Below are 19,162 nucleotides of genomic sequence, written 5' to 3'. Positions count from 1 at the left end.
CTTACATATCACAATGTATGCTTGTAAGAGGGGACATAGTAATAGCCGGGGCCAATTTATTTTATTTCACCATTTTTAAAAGCGCTTCTCTGCCGCTCATGCCGACTTGAATGCCAAGATCTTCCGCGGCGTACGTGACGGATTCTAAAGGTGCGTCTAACAGCTGGTCAATGGTGCGGACACCAACTGCCCGCCCCGCCACGATGCCGCGCTCCTTTAATTTTTCATTCAGCAGCGCCACATCGAGCGCGCCGCACATAATGTATCCGTGATCATTGGCGACGGCCATAAAATTCGTTTTGGGAAGCTTTACTGTCACAGCTGTAAAAGGCTGTCCTTCTATCATGATCGGTGTCAGATTTACCACGTCAACCACTCCCTTCATTCATCACTTTATGATGAAGGGCACAGCTTGTTGTGGGCTGACAGCCTTATTGCGCGAGCTTCCAAGCGAGCAGATCCCGCAAAAATTCCGGCATAAAATATTCTTTTTCTGCCGCGTCGCGAATCAACGGAAACAGTTTGCCGAGCGTAAACATATCAAGCACCGCAACGGAGTATTGTTTATGTTTTTCAATATCTTCCCCGTTCAGCGTGATGCGGGTGACATGCGTGATCCCGTCATCGAGCCGTTTCGTTTCTACCTCAACACCGGCATACACCATTTTCCCCATCACTTCTCCGCGGAAGCCGAGCCCTTTGATCCGGAGCTGTTCCACCTGTTCGGAAGCGGCATGGACAATGGTTTCCTTCAGTTCTTCTCCCGTCAGGCGGACAGCCACCGGGTTGATCGGATGCGGACAGATGCGGTGCAGATCCAGTTTCGTCACAGGGCCTGCTTTCAGCGGACCGAGAATGACACCTGAATTCACCATACTGATGTCCGTCTCGCACCATTCTTTTAACGCGTACGCCAAAAGCAAAGGCAGCTCTGATTCTTCAAACCACTTCACCTCAGCATCTTGGGCAAGCTCCGCAACGGCATCGGAGAGCTTCTCCTCGGCTTCACGTTCTTTTTCATTAAGAAACGCTTTTGTTTCTGCGGATTCTCCTGTCCATTCCGCCATGTTCTGCACAGACGCTGTTTTGCTGATGATGCTTCGCTGTACACTGTCCACCGTGATTTCTACACAGCCGACATAATGCCCGTATTTCTCAGCACTGGCAAGCAATACCCCGTTCACCACTTGTCCGTCTTCAAGCAAATGATGGGTGTGCGATTCGAGAATGACATCAATCTCAGGTACCGCTTCAGCCACTGCTTGATCATCAAGAATGCCTAAATGCGACAGCAGGACGATGATATCCGCCTGCCCTTTCACTTCCTGAATGGTTTCCTTTACGCTATCAAGGGCATCTGTTACTGTCCATCCCAGCTTGTCGTAAACGGGATAATACGGCACAGTTACGCCTAAGAAAGCAATGGACATACCGTTTTTCAATGATTTGATATGGTAAGGCACCGCCCAGGACGGACGGTTTCCGTTTTTATCAAACAGGTTGGAGACGATAACAGGAAATTCAGCATGATCATATAAAGCAGCAAGCTCTTCATGCGGAAGCGTAATCCCTTCGTTATTGCCAATCGCCGCTCCATCAATGTGAAGGCGGTTTAAGAGATCGACATTGGCTTTTCCGAATGTCGCCTCTGTCACGAATTGAAAACGATCAAGATGATCGCCAATATCAAATACGAGCGTCTCTTCGCTGTCTGATTGATGCTCTTTTCTTTTCTGCTCGATATAATCTACAATTTTCGGCCAGTTTTCAAAATGGCTGTGCAAATCATTTGTATGATATAAGCGGAGCTTCTCCTTCATAATATCTCTCCCTAAACGTTCAGCTGAAAATGCCTTCATAAATGAGCTGGCAGCCGATCAAAATCAATACGATCCGCATGATCATAACGATCGTTTTCGTCTGCATTTTTCTGTTGATGGCGGCGCCAAGCTTTCCGCCGAACCAAGCGCCGGGCACAAGCGCGAGGGCGTACAGCCAATTGACGTGCCCGGAAATAATATGTGAAACAGACCCTGTCATAGAAGACAGGAAAATAATAAACATGGATGTTGCGACCGCAACCTTCGGCGGAAACAAAAATAACAGCATCATCGCCGGAACCATCAGTGATCCGCCGCCTATTCCGAAAAGCCCGCCTAAAAAACCGACAACAAAGGCAATGGCAATACCGACAGGGGCCTGATATGAGTACGTATAAGGCTCACCGGCATCATCCTGAAATGTCCGGATAATCCCTTTGTGCGCTTTGTTAATGGGCCGGGCTTTCGCTTTCAGCATTAAGGATAATGAAATCAGAATCATAAAAATGCCAAACCAAACGGAAAATGAGTTTGAATTGAACAGCTTTGACACATAAGCCCCGATTATGCTGCCGGGACCTGAACCGATAAAGAAAATGAGCCCGCTCTTATAATCAACGATTTTATATTTAATATAAGCCAAAGTTGAAGAAAGACCCGTAAAAATAATGACCAAAAGCGAAGTTCCAATCGCAACCTGCGGCGTCACATCCTGAAACAGCGGCGTCACTGTGCTTAAAAACATCAAAGACGGCACAATGACAATTCCGCCGCCAAGCCCGATCAGACTTCCTACCGTACCTGCGATTAATCCCAGGACGACCAAAATCACAAACGACATCAGTAAAAACCTCTTTTCTAAAATAAATCGAGCTGTCTCGGAGCAAGTCCGCTGTACTCGATATCAAGCAGTTCAAGCATCTGCTTGCCGTTATCCGCCGCGTCACCGCCGGAATTATTGTTGAACAGGACAAAAACATCCTTACATTGCTGCTGCAATTCATTCAGGTGCTTTTTCCAATCCTCCAGCTCCTGTTGGTTGTAGCGGTATAGGTACCTGACCTCGCGCCAGTTTTTCCCGCCGTCAGGCTTCATCCAGCCCTGCTTGTTGCGTCCGTGAAACCTGACGAGCGTTTTGTTTTCATCGGTCGCGCGCAGCACAGTCGGAACGCTGCCTTCTCCGATTTGCGGTTCATCACAAGCACTGTGAATCCAGCCTTCCGCTTTCATAAATGAAAGCGTCTGCTCATAAAACGGCGGCGAGAACCAGGAACGGTTTCTGAATTCAAGCGCACAAGGAATATCCCCCATTTGGTGCTTGCACCATCTCAAATAGGCGACATTCTCCTTCTTGCAGTCAAACCACGGCGGAAATTGAAACAGCACCATGGCGAGCTTGTTGCTATGTAAATATGGTGTTAAAGACACCTTAAACGCATCAAACATCTCCTCTTTTGAGTCAAAGGGAATTTCACCGCGCTGATGCCCTGTCATGCCCTGATATGCTTTCACGATAAATTGGAAGGTTTCGGGCGTTTCCTTGACCCACTTTTCATTATTGCGAGCCGGCTGAATCGCGTAAAAGCTCGCGTCTAATTCCACGATCGGAAAATGGGAGGAATAGGCCTGCAATTTTTTCTGGCTGGCCGTCTTCGGCGGATAGATGCTGTCATGATCCCCCCATCCCGTCAGTCCGATATAAATCACACTCATTCACCTCTCTTCCAGTTTATCACACGTGTTTTCAGGTTTCCTCGGAAATGCTGTTCATATGGCGGGAAAATGCCTCACGCAAATGCTGATATTGTTCCTCATTCGTATCTAAAAACGCCTCTTCTCTGGAGGAAGGAATGTGCTGATATTCAATAGGCGCCTGAAACTGCTCACTCGTAAAATCGTACATCACACCATGGATGCTGTTATAAAAATGCCAGCTCTCACCGACTCTTGTTTTCAGAATGGCGCCGCCGAATTGATCCTGAATCACCAATGACGTCACACCGCATTGGCCGCATGACGGGCATTCTTCCGTCCATTTAGAGCTCGTATGGCGAGACCAAGATTGCTTAAGTATGTATTTGACATGCTCCACTGCCTCCGCCTCCTTTTAAAAAAGATACCACGTTGATGAAATTTTAAAAACAAGAACGGCAGAAATCAAAAAACCCGGCGGTAAAATCCGCCGGGCTTACGAAGGAACGACCAGCGCTCCGTCAATTCCGCTGACTTTTTCCCCATCATTGTACACGCACCGGCCTTTGCTGTAAGTGGCCGAAATACGGCAGGGAAATGTATGTCCTTCGTAAATGCTTATTTTATGCTTTGCAAACATCGATTCTCTTGTGACAGTGTACGGCTCCATGCTGACGAGCACGAAATCCGCATCACACCCCGCCTCGAGCCGTCCTTTTTTCTGAAGGCCAAATCGTTTTGCAGGGGCCGCCGCTGTCCATTCTGCGATGGTTTCAAACGGAATCTGATGTTCAAGCGCCAGTTCCAGCATGCCTAATAAAGTGAACTGCCCGCCGCTGATTCCGCCCCATGATAAAAACAGATTGTCCTCCCGCTTTAAGGATGGACGGCAAGGGGAATGGTCTGAGGAAACCATGTCAATGTCCCCGGCAATGAGCGCCTCGATCAGCGTCTCTTTTGATTGCCGTGACCGGAGCGGAGGCGCGCATTTTGCAACAGAGCCCTTTTCCCGTAAATCGTCATGGCTGAACAAGACATAATGCGGGCATGTCTCGACCGAAACATCAAGCCCTTCCTGTTTCGCCTCTCTGATCAGCCGGACCGCTTTCGCCGTGCTGATATGGACAAAATGAACCGGACAGCCTGTCACCCTCGCATACTGAATCGTGCGATACACCGCTTCAGCTTCGGCTTCCTCCGGGCGGGAGGCGGCGTACGCATCCGCATCCACCTTTCCTTTATTGGCCAAAACCATCTGCAAGTAGCTTGTGATCGCGTCACTTTCCGCGTGGAGAGCGAGGATTTTTCCTGCAGCCGCGATTTCCGCCATACCTTTGAGCAATGTCCGTTCGTCAACAGAGCGGAACTCATCAGTGCCTGACTTTGATAAAAACGCTTTAAACCCGATCGCTCCCGCTTCAGCCATTGGGCGGATGTCCTCGATATGGCCAGGCACAAGACCGCCCCATAGCGTAAAATCCACGGCTGATTTTTGCCTGCCCAGCTCAGCTTTTGCGAGAAGGTGCTCTGCCGTCACGGTTGATGGAATGCAGTTGAGCGGCATATCAAAATAGGTGGTGCAGCCGCCTGCGGCCATCATTTGAGAACCTGTTTCAAATCCCTCCCAATCTTCCCTGCCCGGTTCATTAAAATGAACATGGCAGTCTATCGCACCAGGAAACACGTATGTCCCGTCTGCCTTGATGATTTCCGCCCCGCTTGCTTCGATGTCAGAACCTATCTCGGCAATGACACCGTTTTGAACTGCAATATCAGCTTCTGTAACGCCATCTGGCGTAACTGCCTTTGCACCTTTTATGACCATATCGTAAGCCATATTGATCCCCCCATGTAAGGATGACGATTTTTCATGTCAGTTTATGTCACACAACCAGTTCTATTTTCAACAGTTTACTGCTACTATGATCGTATTACATCAGCAAAACCGCTAGAATTCCTATTGAAAATTATTCATCTTAACCAATGTTTTTACAAAAAAGGAGAATGCGCTATGAATATTTTTGATGTGATGAAAATACCGGCTTTTGAAAACGCCAATTTAATCGCTGGAAAAGCAGGAGGGGAAAGGGAGGTTCAGCATGTCAACATGATGGACGCTCCGGATATCGCAGACTTTTTGCATAAGAATGAATTGCTCGTCACCACCGCCTATCACCTGAAGGATCACCCGCATCAATTATCTGAACTGATTCGGCAAATGGCAAAACGCGGCTGCGCGGGCCTCGGCATTAAAACAAAGCGCTATCTGGAAGATATCCCGAAGGAAATCATCGAACTGGCCGATTCATATGCGTTCCCGATCATTGAGCTTCCGGAACACATCCGCCTCGGCGATATTGTGAATGCCACTCTCAGCCATATTCTCGATATGCGTTCTAACGAGCTGCAGCAAGCCATTTACGCGCACAAAAAATTCACAAACCACATTATGAGCGGCAAGGGGCTGCAATCTCTGCTCAAAAAGGTGTCAGACCTCCTTCAGCTTCCCGTGCTGCTTCTAGACCAGCATGCTAAAATGCTGTCAGCGTCTCATCAAATTTCAGTTGAAACCGAAAAACTGAAAGGCACCCTGAATACCGTATCCGGGCCATTTTTCACTTGTTTCTCTACAATCTCAGATCAGAAAACATATTCTGTCCTGCCTATTTATAATCACGAAAAAAATTGCGGATATCTGCTGATACCAGACATGGTGCAGGCCGGCGACAAAGGATTGATCCTCACGATTGAACAAGCGGCCAACGTCATTTCCTTTGAACTGCTGAAGGAAAATGCGCTGAAACAGTTCAGCCGGCGGGCGCGCAATGAGTTTTTTAACAATTTTATTGAGCGGTCATTTTCTTCAGACGACGAAATCAAAAACCGGGCAAAAGAATTCAAGCTGCGCTGGGACCAAAAATACATGTGCATTGCCGGTAAACTCGATCGCAATGACGAATCAATCAGCTTTACAGAAAATCAGCTCGCTTCCGACAGCGTATTCGAATTTCTCGAAGGTGAATTATCGGCCTTCCCGTTTCCGCCTCACTTCTTTATGAAAGGAAACGTCGGCATTATTCTCATCGAGGCGACAGACAGCTGGAGTGAAATGCACGCCTCGGTGATCAGCTTTTTAGAACAGTTCCAAACACAGGTCAGCGCTCAATTTAAACGAACCGTGTCCTTTGGCATCAGCAATATCTGCCAAAAGCTCATTGATGTTCCCGACGCGTTCACAGAAGCTTCTGATGCTCTGCAATCGGGGCATTTGTCTAGAAGCACCGCATTTATCCAGGTGTATCACGCAAAAGATGTGCCTGAGCTTCTGCGCTTGCTCCCGGTTGAGGATTTGAAGAAATTTTACAACTCCACGCTTCAGAGCCTTGCTGAAAAACAGCAGGAGGATCAAAGCCTTCTTCATACGCTTTCCGTCTATTTAGAGACACACTGCCAAATTTCAGAGACGGCCAAGCGTCTGTACGTTCATCGCAATACGGTCATTTACCGCCTTGAAAAATGCGAAGAGCTGCTTGGAAAAAGCTTAAAAGATCCAGAAACAACGATGCGTTTGCGGCTTGCCTTACGTATGCAGCGGCTGATCAGCTAACGTTTGTCACATTCTCTTACAAAATCAATCATTTTTCGTCACTTTCAGCAATCACACCTGTCTTTTTCGGCTACTGTATCCAATGACACTCCTCAATCGGCACGATATCATGTTACTAAAGTTCACATACGAGGAGGGACTATGATGAAAAAAGGATCGTTTACGGTGTTTACGCTTGGCCTGCAGCATGTGCTGGCCATGTATGCAGGTGCGATTTTGGTGCCCCTGCTTGTCGGCAGGGCACTGAATGTAACAACTGAACAGCTGTCCTACCTATTGGCGATTGACCTGTTAACGTGCGGCGTCGCGACGCTTTTGCAAACCTTGCGCGGAGCATACATCGGCATCGGGCTTCCCGTCATGCTTGGCAGCTCATTTGTGGCCGTCACCCCGATGATTGCAATCGGCGCCAATTACGGCATTCACACGATTTACGGTTCTATCATCGCGGCCGGTGTGTTCATCTTTTTGTTTGCTCGTTTTTTCGGCAAACTGACTGTGTTATTTCCTCCTGTCGTAACAGGTACGGTTGTGACATTGATCGGCCTTTCACTAGTTCCGACAGGTGTGAAAAATATGGCTGGCGGCGAAAAAATAAACGGCAGCGCCAACCCCGAATACGGTTCGCTCGAAAACCTTCTTCTCTCTGTCGGTGTCCTTGTTCTGATCTTAGTCCTCAACCGCTTTCTCAAAGGATTTGCCCGAACACTGTCCGTCCTGATCGGAATCGCCGCCGGAACAGCGGCGGCAGCGATCATGGGCAAAGTCAGCTTTTCTTCTGTTACAGAAGCACCATTCTTCCAAATCCCGAAGCCTTTTTATTTCGGAGCTCCTGCGTTTGAAATTGGCCCGATCTTAACGATGCTGATCGTCGGAATCGTCATTATTGTGGAATCAACCGGCGTTTTCTACGCAATCGGAAAGATATGCGGCAGACCTTTAACTGAAAATGACCTCGTCAAAGGGTATCGCGCGGAGGGAATCGCCATTCTCATCGGCGGGCTGTTCAATGCCTTTCCTTATAATACCTTTGCGCAAAACGCCGGCTTATTGCAGCTGACGAAGGTAAAAACGAGAAACGTCGTGATTACCGCAGGCTTTATCCTTGTCTGTCTCGGACTGATTCCGAAGATTGCTGCCCTTGCTTCTGCCGTTCCTGCTGCTGTGCTTGGCGGCGCAACCGTCGTCATGTTCGGCATGGTGATTGCCTCCGGCGTCAAAATGCTCAGCACAGCGGATCTCACAAATCAATACCACCTCCTGACCATCGCATGCTCAATCGCACTCGGCATCGGCGCCAGTACCGTCCCCGGGATTTTTGCTGAATTCCCCGCTCCGATCCGGATTCTGGTCAGTGACGGCACCATCACTGGCAGCCTGACCGCTATCTTTTTGAATCTATTTTTCAGCTTGCGCGGCAAAAAAGACAAAACAGCTCAGAAAACTGAACTTCCGGTATTAGAACATACACTCGCATTAGAAAAAGAGGTGTAAAAAGATGAAGGAACAGCACAATGCCTTTCAGCTGATGATGCTGGGGCTTCAGCACATGCTCGCCATGTATGCGGGAGCCATTCTCGTTCCGCTGATCGTCGGAGCGGCGATCGGACTGAATGCGGGGCAGCTGACGTATTTAATTGCGATCGATTTGTTCATGTGCGGGGCGGCGACTCTTTTGCAGCTCTGGAGAAACCGGTATTTCGGCATCGGCCTTCCCGTTGTGCTCGGATGCACGTTTACCGCAGTCGGCCCGATGATTTCTATCGGCAGCACTTACGGTGTCCCAGCGATATATGGTGCCATTATCGCCGCAGGGCTGATTGTCGTCTTAGCCGCAGGCTTCTTCGGAAAGCTTGTCCGTTTTTTTCCGCCTGCCGTAACCGGATCAGTCGTCATGATCATCGGTATCAGCCTGATCCCGACGGCAATGAATAACCTGGCCGGAGGTGAAGGAAGCAAAGAATTCGGCTCACTGGACAACGTCCTCCTCGGGTTTGGCGTCACAGCTTTTATCTTATTGCTGTTTTATTTCTTTAAAGGTTTTATCCGTTCCATAGCGATTTTGCTCGGTATGATCGCAGGAACAGCGGCTGCATACTTCATGGGAAAGGTCAATTTCTCTGAGGTCTTGGAGGCATCTTGGCTTCATGTTCCGTCTCTGTTTTATTTCGGACCGCCTGCCTTTGAATGGCCGGCTGTTGTCACGATGCTTCTCGTTGCGCTTGTCAGTCTCGTCGAATCGACTGGTGTTTACTTTGCGCTTGCCGATATCACAAACCGCAGACTGTCGGAGAAGGATCTGGAAAAGGGCTACCGGGCGGAAGGCCTTGCGATTATGCTAGGCGGCTTATTTAACGCGTTTCCCTATACAGCCTTCTCGCAAAATGTCGGCATCGTACAGCTTTCAAAGATAAAAAGTGTCCACGTCGTCGCCACCACAGGAATCATGCTGATGGCGATCGGGCTTGTTCCAAAAGCCGCGGCACTGACTACAGTGATCCCCAACCCAGTTCTCGGCGGCGCAATGATCGTCATGTTCGGCATGGTCATTTCGTACGGGATCAAAATGCTGTCCAGCGTCGACTTCGATTCACAAGGCAACCTGTTGATTATCGCCTCTTCCGTCAGCTTGGGGCTTGGCGCTACAACTGTTCCCGCGCTGTTTTCATCACTTCCGGGCGCCGCATCAGTCTTGGCGGGAAGCGGAATCGTGATCGGCAGTTTGACAGCCATAGCACTGCACGCTTTTTTTCAAGCCAAACAGCCGAATGGCTCAGACATAAAAACGTAAAGGAAGATGCCAATGCTCACAATGGATGACCTGAACCAAATGGACACACAAACACTGACAGACACACTTGGCTCTATTTTTGAACACTCTTCATGGATTGCGGAGAGATCCGCGGCATTACGGCCGTTTTCGTCCCTTTGTGATCTTCACCGCAAAATGACGGGTATTGTAAAAGCTGCGGATCGCAAGACACAGCTTGAGGTAATCAATAAGCACCCTCGGCTCGGAACAAAGAAAACAATGAGCAGTGAGTCGATAAAAGAGCAGCAGAACGCAGGGCTCAGCAAACTGGAACAGCAGGAATACGAGGAGTTTTTCAAGCTGAACGAACACTATTATGATCGCTTCGGCTTTCCTTTTATTTTAGCGGTAAAGGGAAAGACGAAACAGGACATTCATCAAGCCCTGCTGGAAAGGCTTGAGAACGAACGGGAATCGGAGTTCCAGCAGGCCCTTATAGAAATTTACCGAATCGCCCGCTTTCGCCTGGCTGACATCATCACTGAAAAAGGAGAGACGCAAATGAAAAGAACCATGTCTTATGGCAAAGGAAATGTATTTGCATACCGAACGTTTTTAAAACCGCTCACTGGAGTGAAGCAAATCCCAGAATCATCTTTTACCGAGAGAGACAATACAGTTGTCGGCGTTGATGTGACATGCGAAATTGGCGGAGACGCTTTCCTGCCATCATTTACAGACGGAGACAACACTCTCGTCGTGGCAACGGATTCAATGAAAAACTTTATCCAGCGCCATCTCGCATCCTATGAAGGAACGACAACCGAGGGGTTCCTACAATATGTAGCTCACCAATTTTTGGATACCTATTCTCATATGGACACGATCACTCTGACTGGCGAAGACATTCCGTTTGAAGCAATGCCTGCATACGAGGAGAAAGAGCTCACCACAAGCCGCCTTGTCTTCAGAAGATCACGCAATGAACGAAGCCGCTCTGTGCTGAAAGCCGAACGCAGCGGGAATACCATCACGATTACAGAACAATACAGCGAAATCATGGATCTTCAGCTCGTTAAGGTGAGCGGCAACTCCTTCGCCGGCTTCATCCGGGACGAATATACGACTCTTCCCGAAGACGGCAACCGCCCCCTGTTTGTCTATTTAAACATCAGCTGGCAGTATGAAAACACCAATGACGCATATGCTTCTGACCCAGCCCGCTACGTCGCGGCTGAACAAGTCCGCGACTTGGCGAGCACCGTTTTTCACGAGCTCGAAACCCCTTCAATCCAACACTTAATCTATCACATCGGCTGCAGAATATTAGCGAGGTTCCCACAGCTCACTGATGTCAGCTTCCAATCACAAAATCACACATGGGACACAGTCGTTGAAGAGATCCCGGGGGCAAAAGGAAAAGTCTACACCGAACCGCGCCCGCCATTTGGCTTCCAGCGCTTTACCGTGACAAGAGAAGACGCCGAGAAAGAAAAACAGAAAACCGCTGAAACCGCAGGGAGCCTGAAAGCCTGATGGGAAAGCTGACCACCCATATTTTAGATTTAACCTGCGGCAAACCAGCGGCGAACGTCAAAATTGAATTGAAGCGGCTGGGTGAAAGTATAATGAAAGAGGTGTACACTAACAAGGACGGAAAAGTCGAAGTCCCTCTGCTGGCTGCTGAAGAGTTGGTGTCCGGAGAATATGTGATGGAATTTCATGCAGGAGACTATTTTGCGAGTAAAAACACGAACGCAGCCGATCAGCCGTTTTTAACCATCGTCACCGTCCGTTTTCACATTGCAGATCCAGATGCGCATTACCATATCCCGCTTTTGCTGTCGCCGTTTGGTTATCAGGTATATAGGGGGAGTTAACGAAAAAGCCCGCCGGTGAGGCGGGCTTTATTTGCATTTCAATAAACTTTTGATCCTTAGGACAGTACTTGAAGTGATCCCACACGTAGTGAAACAACTGCCTGAATAACCCCCTCCAGTTTTTTTCATCATAATCACCCATAGAAAAAATATCCTGAAACCCTTTCATTTATAAATCGAGGTTTCAAACTGATAAGACAGCTCTTAGCAGCCGAACTCCCTTTCCCAATCCTATAAACAGACCGCTTTTTCTCTCCAAAAATACTTTGAATACAATTGTTCGGTTTTAATAGTTTTGATCATGCGGTCTCTCTTACACCTTCAGACAAAATATTCATTTTTTCTTTTTTAGACTCAAATCTATGTCGAAAATGATCGTTTGGCATATCTTATTCTATCTCCACTAAAGGAGGTGACTTTATGGGATTCTACAATTCTGGCGGAAACTCTGGTTATTCAAGCGGTCTCGGCAGCTCCTTCGCTTTAATCGTAGTGCTATTCATTTTGTTAATCATTGTTGGAGCTTCTTTCTTTAGCGGTTATTAAGTTTGACTTTGCCTATCCTCTGCGGTATCAGCACCTCCCTGTCCGGCAGACGCCATAAGAAGTTTTTATGGCGTCTTTGCTATGTGAAGCTGGAGCTATCAATTCTACGAAATGTACCGTATGTTTTCCCACACGCTGTCTGACCGCTTTTTCATAGTAAAATGTCAGGCTAAAAAAATCCGGCTTTTAAAAGCCGGACTCCCGTCTATCTCCGTTCAACTCTTCTCTAATCCTGCAAGCAGACCGCATAATCCCGCCATACCCGGTACACCGGCACAAATTCCCCGCCAGCCCCTCTTCTATGTCTTCGTCAGCCGGATGCGGGTTTTCCTCAAACAGCGCTTTAAGGGCAATCGTCATGCCCGGGGTGCAGTAGCCGCATTGGAAGCCGCCTTCCTCTAAGAAAGCGGTTTGGCAGATATCCAGCTCTTTTTTATGAATTCCTTCAATTGTTGTAATGGAATGGCCGTCCACTTGGTAAGCCATCGTCATGCACGCATTGGCCAGCCTTCCGTCGATAAGGATAGAGCACGCTCCGCAGCGGCCGATTCCGCAGGACACCTTTGTCCCGGTCAGCTGAAATTCCTTTCTAAGCAGGTCACTTAGACGTGTCGCAGGAACGGCTGCAACCTCATACTCCTGTCCATTCACGGTCATCCGCAACTGTTCCTTTTTTACAGAAAACGGCCCGGCCTCTTTTACGTCCATTCTTTCATCCCCTTCCTGTCTATCGCGTTAAGAAGTTCTTCTCTTGAAATGGGCAGCTTATTTATCCAGCATCCGACCGCATCATGTATGGCCTTTACAATAGCTGGAGTGATGGCGATCGTTCCGATTTCGCCAACACCGCGCGGTCCATATGCATCACCCTTCATTAAGTCCTCTATTGCAATCACCTTCATGTCAGGAACATCTTTGACTCCGGGGATCAAATAGTGATCTAGATTTTCCGCGGCATAACGGCCGTCCGTCATTTTCGCTTCCTCCATCAGTGTATAGCCGAGTGCCATGGCAGCGCCGCCTTCAATTTGACCTCGATAACCCTGCGGACTGACAACCGGACCTGCTGCAATAGCATGCTCACAATCTATCACTTTGACATCGCCTGTTAACAGATCTACCTCCACCTCAACGGCAGCCGCTCCAAATGAGTAAAGAAAATGGCCGCCCACTACAGGATCAGGCGTTGTTGGAAAGTCAAATGCCGTTTCCTCTGCCAAAGGGCCTTTTTCAGCCAGCTCCTTATACGTCACCACGAGCGCCTTCGTGTTTTTTTCACGCAATCCTGCAGCGCCGAGCATAAGGTTTTCCGCTGAACAGCCATTCCATTCTGCCGCCCGTTTTTTCAACTGAGCTAGAAACGGCTTCTTCAAACGCTGGATCGCATGCCACACCATGCTTGTGCCGCGGGATGCTGTGGAGGAGCCTGACTTCGGCACTTTTGCGGTATCCCCAATAACAACGGAAATATCCTCTACGGCACAACCTAACTCCTCCATGACAATCTGTTCAATCGCTGCTAGAATCCCCTGTCCGCATTCTTCAAATCCAAACGAAGCAGTGATTTTGCCTTCACTCGAAAGAGACAAACGGCCTCCTGCCGCATCCATTCGGCCAAACCCCAGCCCGCCGCCGTGCATTGTAATTGCCGCTCCCGTGCCTCTTTGCAGATACCCGCATTTCCGGCTTGTTCTTGTAAGAATGGGAGATTTAGAAATAGTGTCCAGCACTTGCGCCGCTCCGTCAGTTGGTGCAATCCGATGCTCAAGCGGCCCCAAGTCATGCGGATTTCTGATATTTTTTCCTCTCAGCTCCAGCGGATCAATGCCGAGCATGCTGCTGAGACGATCTAGATGGGTTTCGAGTGCAAATGTGATTTGGTTGCCGCCAAAACCCCGAAATTCTCCAGCCACCCCGTTGTTCGTAAATACAGATATTCCTTCAGTCCGGATATTCGGAATACGGTACGGCCCCGCGGCGTGCTCGACAGAAAAGTCCAGAACTGCCGGTCCGAGCGTAGCATAAGCGCCTGTGTCCGCCACAATTTTCACGTCATGCGCCAATAGATTTCCTGCATGATCCGCACCCGTTTTTATCGTAATCTTCATCGGATGGCGCTTAATGCCAGAACGTACAGATTCCTTTCGTGTTTGATGAACTTTGACCGGACGTCTGCTTTTCAAGGCCAAAAGTGCAGCATACGGCTGGATATTCAGTTCATCCTTCCCTCCGAATGAGCCGCCCATCGGACTTGACACAACCCTGATCTTCTCTTCAGGAATGTCAAAAATACGGGCAAGCTGGAATCGGTCTTTATAGCCGTGCTGCGTGCCTGCATACATCGTAAAGCCTCCATCATCCTCCGGAACGGCTACGCCTCCCTCCGTTTCCATATACGTATGCATCTGCCGCGGCAGCTCATAGGTTTCTTCAAGGACTGTGTCAGATGCTCGAAAACCCTGTTCTACATCACCGTTTGAAAAAAACGCGCGGTGCAGGATATTCCCGTCCTCGTGCAGTCTATGCGCGCCCGGCTGAAGCGCTTTTTCAGGTGAATCAATGACCTCCAGTTCTTTATACTCAACGCAAATCAGCTCCAGCGCAGCCTCCGCGATTTCCTCCGTTTCCGCAGCAACTGCGGCGATCGCATCTCCGACATGCCGCACCCTGTCCTCGCATAAAACCGGCTGATCAGGGATGACAAGGCCAAATCGGTTTAAGCCGGGAACGTCTTTATGCGTGACGACGGCCCGCACGCCTTCCACTTTCTCAGCTTTCATGGTGCAAATTGACACAATCTCTGCATGAGGATAAGCACTTCTCAGCACTTTGCCATACAGCATTCCTGGAAAGCTGAGATCGGTCATATATTTCAGTTCCCCTGTGACCTTTTCCCTTCCATCCGGCCTGACTCTTGATGGTTTGTTGATGATCATTTATTCCCCTCCCTCAGCCATCAGCTCTGCCATGATGACGTTGGCAGCGGCTTTTTTTCTGTATGCCGCTGACATAAAATCATCTGCGGAAAACGGCAGCTCATGGATAAGTGTTTTGTACAGCTCATGCGGGTCCCACCCTGATGCCTTCCATTTCTCTTCGCTGTCCAATAATCTTTCAGGTGTGATATCGGCATGGCCAGCGGCGAGACGAATGCCGCCGTCTTTCAAAAAACGTCCGGCTGCAACAGCAACCGCTCCTGTAAAAGCCTGACGCCTCCCAAGCTTGCGGTAAAATACACGCTCTCCCGCCGCCCGCGGGACGATGACACGCGTGACGATAGCCGTTTCAAAGTCTCCATCCACAAGCCAAGCGCCTAACGGCAGCCTGATCTGTTCCTTTTGATACACGATAAGCTCAGCATCAAGCACAAGCAAAAGCGGAATCAAATCACCGATTTTACTCGCTATGTTTCCGCCAATTGTCGCCTGGCTGCGGATTGCAGGTGCGGCGACAGCGGAAGCAGCCTCACTGAAGCAGCTAATTGCGCTCTTGATCAAAGGGTTCTTTCTGCATTCACTCAGTGTGGTCAGCGCCCCGATCGACACGTGGGTGTCACTGACGCTTATCCCTCGCATCTCGTCAATCCCTTCAAGGCTGACAAGGTGCTGTTTCGGCAAAATTCCTTTGTCCCACTGAAGCTGAAGCAGCGTGCTTCCCGATGCGGCACATACATCCGGAGCAAGCTGCTGCAAAAGCGAATAGGCCTCATCAAGCGCTGACGGCCTCCACAATTGAATATTCATCCTTTCTTTGGTCACTTGGCCGTTCAAGCCATCGCCCTCCTTACCATGTCATATTCCTCCGGTGTATCAATATCGTCCAACTCACCGCTTCCCTTTGCCTCCAAAACCGCACCTGCTCCAAGCTGTCCGCTTTTCAGGAGCCTGCGAGCCCCTTCATCTCCCTTTAGCCCCTTTACATAAGGAAAACAAGCCGATGAGAAGTAAATTGGCGGGGTGAACGCCCCTAAAAATGATGATACGGCAAATGACTCAGGAGCCAGTTCCACAAGGGCATTGAGATGATCAATGGAAAGAAAAGGCTGGTCGGCTAACAAAATGACAACGCCGTCCGCCCCCATGCTTTCTGCTTTTCGCACCCCGCTGCTGATTGAATGCCCCTGACCCTTTTCCGCGTCTGGACAAACATGCAGGCTCCAGCGTTTTTGAAAAGGCGGTGCTTGATATGGCGATCCTATCCACTCAAGGGAGGCATGCTTTGTCCGCTCGACGACCAGCACATGATCAAGGCGGGACGACAGAGCAGTTTTCATAGAAAGTGAGCCGATGGTTTCTCCTTTTAGCGGCAAAGCCAGCTTGTTTTGGCCCATTCTTTTGCTATTGCCGGCAGCGAGAAATACCCCAATCAGATAGGGGCTTCTCATACAACCGCCACCCGTTTTCTTGTTTGAATGATTTCTGCAACTACACTTACCGCAATTTCCTCGGGACCTTCCGCACCGATGTCCAGCCCGACCGGACTGTAAAAGTGAGACGGAGGCTGTTTTCCGTTCAGCAGCCGTTTTGTACGATTTGCCGAACCCAACAGTCCAATATAATGGAGATTTTGAGAAAATAAGAAGTTGATGATCATTTGATCGTGCTGATAATGATGGGTTGCCACAACTGCTGCATCATGCGAAGAAAATTGGAATTCGCTGAGCATTTGTTCCGGAAAAGCGGTGATCAGCTGATCCGCTTTTGGAAAAAGAGAGGATGTGCAATAAGCGGGCCGCCAATCCGTCACGATAACAGAAAACCCTGTATCAGCCGCCAAATTGGCCAGCGGTACAGTATCCGGTCCCGCCCCGAACAGAATGAGACGCGGTTTCGGTTCAATTCGCTGAATAAACATGTTAGTTGGCGGATCGAAATGCGGTAAATGAAGCGTTGAAACAGTACGTTGAATATTTTGCAGAGGCGCGTCCGGCCAGTTCCCAAAATGCCCATTCTCCGTCAGAAATAAATAATGGGAGGATTCAATCTTTACAATAGAAGTGACAGCTTTGCCTGAATGAAGGCATTCCCTCACTTTTTCATAGTGGCGCCTTTTTCCCTGAGTGATTCGCTCCGCATGAACATGAATCATGCCGTTACACCCGGCTCCCATGCCCGAGGACAGATCATCCTCCGCCCGCATGTCGTAGGGAAGCAGCGCTGACGTGAGCTGATCGCCCAGCGCACTGATTCGTTGGCATAAATCTTCTTCCACGCACCCGCCGCTCAGCAAGCCAATCCGCTGGCCGCTTTTCTTAAAGAGCATAGAAGCGCCTGCTTTTCGATAAGCGGAGCCTTCAACCTGAACAATGGTCGCCAGCACAGCCTCCTCCTGTTCTTCCAGGAGCGCGTCTAACACCGTGTGGAAATTTCCCAATGCTGCATCCTCCTCTCAAAAATTGCTGTGAGAAACAACGAGTTCCGCGTGATTGTATGGGTAACTTGTATAAAGAATAGATGATGGAAGAGAAAATGACTCATGATTTGTCAGAAAATGAAACACATAGAAAGAGGATTTGTAAAAAGAGTCAAACGAAGAAAATCAAATTGGAGAAAACACGAAATGATAGCTTAAAAAGCTTGCGGAGGTCCGCAAGCTTTTCTTTACACCGCTGCCTGTCGGCCAGCGTTTTCATATACATCAAGCGCCGCTTGGAGCGCCTTTCCTGCTTCGATACCTGCATTATGCCTGAGAAGCACAGCCTCTAAACCGGCAAGCACGAATAACACATTTTCTTTTCTGCAGCTGTAGCCCATCGTGCCGATTCTCCAGATCTTCCCTGCGAGCGGGCCGAATGAGCTGGCGATTTCGATGCCGAATTGTTCGAGCAGCACTCGACGGACAGACTCGCCATCGATGCCGCCGGGAATTTCAACACAGGTGACAACAGGCATTTTGCAGCTTGCATCTCCAAACAATCTTAGCCCCATTGCCTTTATTCCTGCCGCTAATGCGGTTTCTTGATATTGATGCCGCTCAAAACGGGCCTCAAGGCCTTCTTCAAGCACCAGTCTGACACCCTCACGCAAGGCGTACAGCATCGTCGTCGCTTCTGTATGATGATTGAGCCGTCTTTCGCTCCAATAATCCTCAAGCTGGCTCAAATCAAAGTAGTTGCTTGTAATTGGCCGATTTTCCGAAAATGCTGCCCTGTCAGCTTGTGTCGCAATCCCGCGCTCCACCTTTTTGCGGGCTGCAATCACGTCCGCCACCCGCTCATTATATGTAATCGGCGCCATTCCTGATGGCACAGACAAACATTTTTGCGTCCCGCCGATGGCAGCGTCAATCTTCCATTCATCGACTTTGACCTCACAGCCCCCGATCGTTGCGACTGCATCGACGATAAACAATGCATCCTCAGTGCGGCAGGCTTCACCGATCGCTTGCAGCGGGTGAATCCGTCCTGTCGATGTTTCTCCATGCACCATCGCCACAATTTTCGGCTTCACTTTTTTTATCTCCCGTATGATGTCCTCCGGGTCAAAAACCGTTCCCCATTCGCACTCAAGCGTATGAACATTAGCCCCATACCGCTCGGCGATTTCAGTCAGCAAGTAACCGAAACGGCCGTAAATGGGAATGAGCACATCATCTTCCGGCTCTATTACGCTAGCCAGCACTGCTTCAATACCCGCCCGTGAAGTGCCGTCAATCGGGTATGCCCAGCGGTTTTTCGTTTGAAACAGCTCCCGAAGCATCTCCATCGTTTCATTCATAATACCGGTAAACGCCGGATCAAATTGGCCAACAACCGGGGTGCTCATTACTCTTAATACCCGCGGATCAACCTCAACAGGCCCCGGCGTCATAATCGTTCTTAACGGGGTGCATAATTCTCTTCTGCCTGACACAGCCATTCCTCCTT

18 protein-coding genes are annotated in these 19,162 nt (G+C 49.2%); 6 read left to right on the top strand and 12 right to left on the bottom strand.

Features of this window, described 5'->3' with window-relative positions; genetic code table 11:
* Nucleotides 1-61: 61 nt before the first annotated feature.
* From QA442_RS05565 to QA442_RS05540, 6 genes are all read right to left on the bottom strand, one after another.
* A complete protein-coding gene (locus tag QA442_RS05565; RefSeq protein ID WP_015251300.1) occupies nucleotides 62-367 on the bottom strand; it encodes a YunC family protein in 306 nt (101 codons plus the stop codon).
* Between the two features lie 64 nt (nucleotides 368-431).
* Nucleotides 432-1,820 (bottom strand): bifunctional metallophosphatase/5'-nucleotidase, encoded by a 1,389-nt coding sequence (locus QA442_RS05560; protein ID WP_071580819.1) that lies wholly within the window; start codon nucleotides 1,818-1,820, stop codon nucleotides 432-434.
* A 19-nt stretch (nucleotides 1,821-1,839) separates the two neighbouring features.
* Nucleotides 1,840-2,661, bottom strand: a complete 822-nt coding sequence (locus QA442_RS05555; RefSeq protein ID WP_014665251.1) for a sulfite exporter TauE/SafE family protein — start codon at nucleotides 2,659-2,661, stop codon at nucleotides 1,840-1,842.
* A 17-nt stretch (nucleotides 2,662-2,678) separates the two neighbouring features.
* A complete protein-coding gene (locus QA442_RS05550; protein ID WP_095432022.1) occupies nucleotides 2,679-3,527 on the bottom strand; it encodes a DUF72 domain-containing protein in 849 nt (282 codons plus the stop codon).
* A 37-nt stretch (nucleotides 3,528-3,564) separates the two neighbouring features.
* Nucleotides 3,565-3,912 (bottom strand): YunG family protein, encoded by a 348-nt coding sequence (locus QA442_RS05545; protein WP_095431831.1) that lies wholly within the window; start codon nucleotides 3,910-3,912, stop codon nucleotides 3,565-3,567.
* A gap of 96 nt (nucleotides 3,913-4,008) precedes the next feature.
* Entirely contained in the window at nucleotides 4,009-5,349 is a 1,341-nt protein-coding gene (locus tag QA442_RS05540) for an allantoinase (RefSeq protein ID WP_095431832.1), read from the bottom strand.
* Nucleotides 5,350-5,523: 174 nt separating this feature from the next.
* Between QA442_RS05540 and pucR the strand changes: the two genes are divergently transcribed.
* The 6 genes from pucR (at nucleotide 5,524) to QA442_RS05510 (ending at nucleotide 12,297) form a co-directional block, all read left to right on the top strand.
* The gene (pucR, locus tag QA442_RS05535; RefSeq protein WP_014477890.1) at nucleotides 5,524-7,119 is read left to right on the top strand and encodes a purine catabolism transcriptional regulator PucR; all 1,596 of its coding nucleotides are present in this window, start codon (nucleotides 5,524-5,526) and stop codon (nucleotides 7,117-7,119) included.
* Nucleotides 7,120-7,263: 144 nt separating this feature from the next.
* Nucleotides 7,264-8,613, top strand: coding sequence for a uric acid permease PucJ (gene pucJ, locus QA442_RS05530; protein WP_095431833.1), 1,350 nt, complete (start codon nucleotides 7,264-7,266; stop codon nucleotides 8,611-8,613).
* 4 nt (nucleotides 8,614-8,617) lie between these two features.
* The gene (pucK, locus tag QA442_RS05525; RefSeq protein ID WP_095431834.1) at nucleotides 8,618-9,910 is read left to right on the top strand and encodes a uric acid permease PucK; all 1,293 of its coding nucleotides are present in this window, start codon (nucleotides 8,618-8,620) and stop codon (nucleotides 9,908-9,910) included.
* Between the two features lie 12 nt (nucleotides 9,911-9,922).
* On the top strand, nucleotides 9,923-11,407 hold the full coding sequence (gene pucL, locus QA442_RS05520; RefSeq protein WP_095431835.1) for a factor-independent urate hydroxylase: 1,485 nt from the start codon (nucleotides 9,923-9,925) through the stop codon (nucleotides 11,405-11,407).
* Entirely contained in the window at nucleotides 11,407-11,751 is a 345-nt protein-coding gene (uraH, locus tag QA442_RS05515; RefSeq protein ID WP_095431836.1) for a hydroxyisourate hydrolase, read from the top strand. The genes pucL and uraH overlap by 1 nt, the downstream gene beginning before the upstream one ends.
* Before the next feature lie 420 nt (nucleotides 11,752-12,171).
* Complete coding sequence (locus QA442_RS05510) at nucleotides 12,172-12,297, top strand: YjcZ family sporulation protein (protein WP_014665279.1); 126 nt, start codon at nucleotides 12,172-12,174, stop codon at nucleotides 12,295-12,297.
* A 186-nt stretch (nucleotides 12,298-12,483) separates the two neighbouring features.
* Here QA442_RS05510 and pucE read toward each other — a convergent pair whose 3' ends face one another.
* From pucE to pucG, 6 genes are all read right to left on the bottom strand, one after another.
* Entirely contained in the window at nucleotides 12,484-13,005 is a 522-nt protein-coding gene (pucE, locus tag QA442_RS05505) for a xanthine dehydrogenase subunit E (protein WP_095431837.1), read from the bottom strand.
* Nucleotides 12,996-15,233: a xanthine dehydrogenase subunit D gene (gene pucD, locus QA442_RS05500; RefSeq protein WP_095431838.1), complete on the bottom strand. Its 2,238-nt coding sequence runs from the start codon at nucleotides 15,231-15,233 to the stop codon at nucleotides 12,996-12,998. The genes pucE and pucD overlap by 10 nt, the downstream gene beginning before the upstream one ends.
* Entirely contained in the window at nucleotides 15,234-16,067 is an 834-nt protein-coding gene (gene pucC, locus QA442_RS05495) for a xanthine dehydrogenase subunit C (RefSeq protein ID WP_095431839.1), read from the bottom strand.
* Entirely contained in the window at nucleotides 16,064-16,681 is a 618-nt protein-coding gene (pucB, locus tag QA442_RS05490; protein ID WP_095431840.1) for a xanthine dehydrogenase accessory protein PucB, read from the bottom strand. Before pucB ends, pucC begins: the two co-directional genes overlap by 4 nt.
* A complete protein-coding gene (locus QA442_RS05485; RefSeq protein ID WP_095431841.1) occupies nucleotides 16,678-17,670 on the bottom strand; it encodes an XdhC family protein in 993 nt (330 codons plus the stop codon). Before QA442_RS05485 ends, pucB begins: the two co-directional genes overlap by 4 nt.
* Nucleotides 17,671-17,897: 227 nt before the next feature.
* The gene (pucG, locus tag QA442_RS05480; RefSeq protein WP_095431842.1) at nucleotides 17,898-19,148 is read right to left on the bottom strand and encodes a (S)-ureidoglycine--glyoxylate transaminase; all 1,251 of its coding nucleotides are present in this window, start codon (nucleotides 19,146-19,148) and stop codon (nucleotides 17,898-17,900) included.
* Nucleotides 19,149-19,162: the final 14 nt, after the last annotated feature.

The sequence above is a fragment of the Bacillus stercoris genome (assembly GCF_029772985.1).
Lineage (GTDB): Bacteria > Bacillota > Bacilli > Bacillales > Bacillaceae > Bacillus > Bacillus stercoris.
The sequence above is the reverse complement of the archived record's forward strand: the minus strand, read 5'-3'. Positions and strand labels throughout refer to the sequence as shown.